This window comes from Shewanella sp. (assembly GCF_051658185.1).
In the GTDB taxonomy this organism is placed as follows: Bacteria; Pseudomonadota; Gammaproteobacteria; order Enterobacterales; family Shewanellaceae; genus Shewanella.
In genome coordinates, this window is the sequence record NZ_JBOFMC010000038.1 from 1 (window position 1) to 3916 (window position 3916).

Annotated in this window: 4 protein-coding genes; 3 read left to right on the forward strand and 1 reads right to left on the reverse strand. The window is 47.8% G+C overall.

The genetic code is table 11. The features are described 5' to 3' along the window. Positions 1 to 307: 307 nt before the first annotated feature. On the reverse strand, positions 308 to 1129 hold the full coding sequence (locus tag ACRCZA_RS01600; RefSeq protein WP_438672738.1) for a hypothetical protein: 822 nt from the start codon (positions 1127 to 1129) through the stop codon (positions 308 to 310). 501 nt (positions 1130 to 1630) lie between these two features. Here ACRCZA_RS01600 and ACRCZA_RS01605 point away from each other — a divergent pair. The 3 genes from ACRCZA_RS01605 to ACRCZA_RS01615 are packed head-to-tail and all read left to right on the forward strand — an operon-like array spanning position 1631 to position 3769. Then, complete coding sequence (locus tag ACRCZA_RS01605) at positions 1631 to 2365, forward strand: basic amino acid ABC transporter substrate-binding protein (protein WP_438672739.1); 735 nt, start codon at positions 1631 to 1633, stop codon at positions 2363 to 2365. Between the two features lie 5 nt (positions 2366 to 2370). Further along, positions 2371 to 3051, forward strand: a complete 681-nt coding sequence (locus ACRCZA_RS01610) for an amino acid ABC transporter permease (RefSeq protein ID WP_438672740.1) — start codon at positions 2371 to 2373, stop codon at positions 3049 to 3051. Further along, positions 3044 to 3769 (forward strand): amino acid ABC transporter ATP-binding protein, encoded by a 726-nt coding sequence (locus ACRCZA_RS01615; RefSeq protein ID WP_438672741.1) that lies wholly within the window; start codon positions 3044 to 3046, stop codon positions 3767 to 3769. The genes ACRCZA_RS01610 and ACRCZA_RS01615 overlap by 8 nt, the downstream gene beginning before the upstream one ends. Positions 3770 to 3916: the final 147 nt, after the last annotated feature.

A 3916-nucleotide genomic window follows, 5' to 3' on the forward strand; every position in this document is an offset into this window, starting at 1 on the left:
CACTATGCGGGGAAACAGTGGTGCACCTAAGCCCATAGCGATGTCTGGCAATAGGCCTGTCAGTGCGCTTAAACGGAGAGTGAGTGGATACTGACGGATTCACTGGCGCTCGCGATAAATGACGAGAGCAACGGCCATCGTCGCTGGCGCCCACATGGCCACTCGCCACTTGATCTGGTGTCGGCATGCTCCCTAAGGGGGGGCGCTTAACCGCTTGGCAGTGCAGTCATTCGCACTATCCCCTTAAGTTCCTCGCCAGTTATTAGCCTAGTCATTGACTCTATGAGAGATTGGCAATGTTAACTCACTACCAAGGCACGATTAAACTTAAGCGCAGCAGAGTATCATCATTCCACGGTAAAATCGGCTCAGTAGGGGAGCCTACTTCGGTCTTAGTGTAGTGATCCAGATGGTATTGAGTGTGCTCTGCAGTTAATGCCCACTGACTGCCTTTAACCCAGAAATCGCTCTGATATGTTAATTCAAATCGATATTGGTGTTCGAGCCACACGTTGCCATCATGCCAAGTTTGGATGGCACCATGCAGGGATAATGTCGGGGTTATTGCACCACCCATTTTGCCCATTACAGTGTAGGCAAACTCGCTATTGCCATAGTCACTGCGCTTATAACCGAAGGTTTTAGGCACATCGTCATCAATCTCAAGGAAGTAATAACCCGCCCCCATTTTGAGTTGCGTCAGTAACTGTCCGCTTTGGTAATTGGCTGTTAAGGCGGGAAAGAATTTGAGTTGTTTTTCGACCGAGCTAACCGTATTGCGTTTACCCTGCAAATCGACTTGCCAGCCAAAGGTCAATGAGGGCGTGCTGCGGTAAAGTTCGCCGATGGCGGCGTAATCCGACTTGAACCATAGGGGGATATGATCTGGGTCGAGTTTATCGATATCAACATCGACATAAGCATCGAGGAATGCGCTAAGTAAAATAGCCGATGGGGTGCGATGTTCAATGATAAGGCTGGCATTGCCGCCAAAGGTATGGGAATGTTCGTCGTTCACCACAAAATCGTGGATCCCGAGGCTGTAATGCCATTGCGTGGCCTCATCAGCATGTGCCCAAGTTGATAAACCTAATCCCAAGACCGCTAACACTAAGTTAATTTGTTTCACTTTTTGCTCCGATAATCTCGCATAGAGCCTAGACCAACGTCTCGGTGGACTAAGCATAAAATGGGGTCACGCCTTAAAACTGGCTCACTTGGGTGAGACTGACGCTGTGTACCGTTTGCCTTCTATGTGACTCTTGGCGTCAATCTATTCAGTGGGGCAGACTGCGCGTGACGATAGGTTATGGCTCGTATGGGCTGGGGGCTCTTTTTTTGCTGCATAAAGTTCGTTGCAACAGATGGCGGCAACAAGGCCGTCAAAGTGTCCTAAGTCATTCATTTAGAACCGTGGGTTAATATGTAATCCATGGCAATACGCTTTGCAACCATATGATTAACATTTAATCGATATCTTGTGATTGGTTGATATGCTGTCTTGTCATTACGGCATTTCCTGTTAGCGCGTTAGTGAATTTTTAATCACTTAAAAAGCATAATTATTGACACGATGTTGTAATCTGCCTATAGTCGCCCCAGCGTAAATTACTTGATAAGAGAGTCAAAAATGAAAAAATCCACGTTATTGGGTGCCTTGCCGTTCGTGGCCACCTTGTTGTTAGCGGGATGCGGTAAAAGTCAGGATGTGTTGGTCGTGGGCACCAATGCTTCCTTTGCGCCCTTTGAATATGTCGGCGGGCCCAATGGCGATGAAATAAAAGGCTTTGATATTGATCTGGCGAAACAAATTGCCGAGGATGCTGGCAAAACGCTCAAAATCGAAAATATGAACTTCGATTCGCTGATCGTCGCGCTGAATTCCGGCAAAATTGATTTTATTGCCTCAGGCATGACGATTACGCCAGAGCGTCAGGCCAGTGTGGACTTTTCTGAGCCCTATTACGAAGCGACTCAAGTGGTGCTCGTTAATAAAAATAACGATAGCATTCAAAGTATTGATGATTTAACCGGCAAGCATTTTGCGGTGCAGCTTGGCTCGACCGCCGATATAATGGCGAAAAAATATACCGATAAAGTCACAGCCTTTAATTCTGGCTTTGAAGCTATTATGGAGCTGAAGAATGGCAAGGTCGATTTAGTGTTATTCGACAGCGAGCCTGCGGCTAATTATTTGGCCAAAAATCCCGAGCTGAAATTGATCTCCTTAGATTTTCCTGCGGAATTTTACGGATTTGCCGTAGCTAAACATCAAGGCGAGTTGCTTAACAGTATCAATAGCACCCTCGCGAAAATGAAAGCCAACGGCCAATATCAGGCCCTCGTTTCCGCCCATATCAAGTGATCGCCATGATAGACGCAATTCAAAATTCGTTGTTTAGCCCCATCGGTGACGATGGCATGATAGGCATACTGCTGATTTTAAATGGCTTAAAAGTAACGCTGATCGTGACATTCTTCGCCATCCTATTGGGGGCATTATTGGGTGTCGGCACCACCTTAATGAAGATGTCGCACCGGTGGTATCTGCGCTGGCCTGCTGAGCTGTATGTTGGCGTGATCCGCGGGACTCCGGTGGTCGTGCAGTTAGTGATCCTTTACTTCATCGTGTTATCGGCGTTAGATGTCGATAAAATCACCGCGGCAATTATCGCTTTTGGTCTTAACAGTGGCGCCTATATTTCGGAGATTATCCGCGCCGGCATTCAGGCGGTTGATAAAGGTCAAGCCGAAGCGGCTCGCTCTCTTGGGATGTCTCAGGGGATGACCATGAAGCTGATTATTCTGCCTCAAGCCATCAAGAATATTCTGCCAGCCTTGGGGAATGAATTTATCGTACTTCTTAAGGAAACCGCAGTGATAGGCTTTATCGGCGGCGTCGATTTGATGCGTGCAGGTGAAATCATCCGCAGCCGCACCTTTGAGGACAGCGTTCCGCTGTTTACCTGCGCCCTGATCTACTTGTTCCTGACGTACAGCTTTACCTTTATGCTGTCGAAATTTGAAAAGAGGTTGAAACAAAGTGATTAAGATAACCAACCTACATAAAAACTTCGGCGATAACCAAGTCCTTAAAGGGATCAACGAACATATTCGTCGTGGCGAAGTGGTGAGTGTGATTGGCCCTAGCGGGAGCGGGAAAAGTACCTTTTTGCGCTGCATTAATTTGCTCGAACAGCCAAGCCAAGGGGATATTGAGATTGAGGGTCACTCGATCACGGCCAAAAATGCCTGTGTCGATAAGTTGCGGCAAAAAGTGGGGATGGTGTTTCAAAACTTTAATCTCTTTCCCCATAAAACCGTGTTGCAAAACATTACCTTGGCGCCAGTGAGCTTAAAGTTGATGTCAAGTGCTGACGCCGAAGCCAAAGCCTTAGCGTTATTGGCGCAGGTGGGGTTAGGGGATAAAGCGCATGCCTATCCCGCCAGCCTATCCGGCGGCCAAAAACAACGGGTTGCCATTGCGCGCGCCTTGGCAATGGAACCAGATTTGATGCTGTTTGATGAGCCGACCTCGGCGCTCGATCCTGAAATGGTGGGCGATGTGCTGGATGTGATGAAAGATCTGGCGCAAAAAGGCATGACCATGGTGATCGTGACTCACGAAATGGGCTTTGCGCGCGATGTATCCGATAGAGTCATTTTTATGGATGGCGGTTATGTGGTCGAATCGAGTCCGCCGGAGGCGTTATTTACTCAGCCAAAAGAAGCACGTACTCAAGCTTTTTTAAGTAAGGTGCTGCGTTAAGCCTAAGCCTATAAGCCTATAAGCCTATAAGCCTATAAGCCTATAAGCCTATAAGCCTAGTATGAGTTAAAGCCTAAATCGGATCCTAAGCAACAGCCTGCCCCAGCGCGATGACCAGAGTCCATGCATGAATGACGCCCGCTTCGC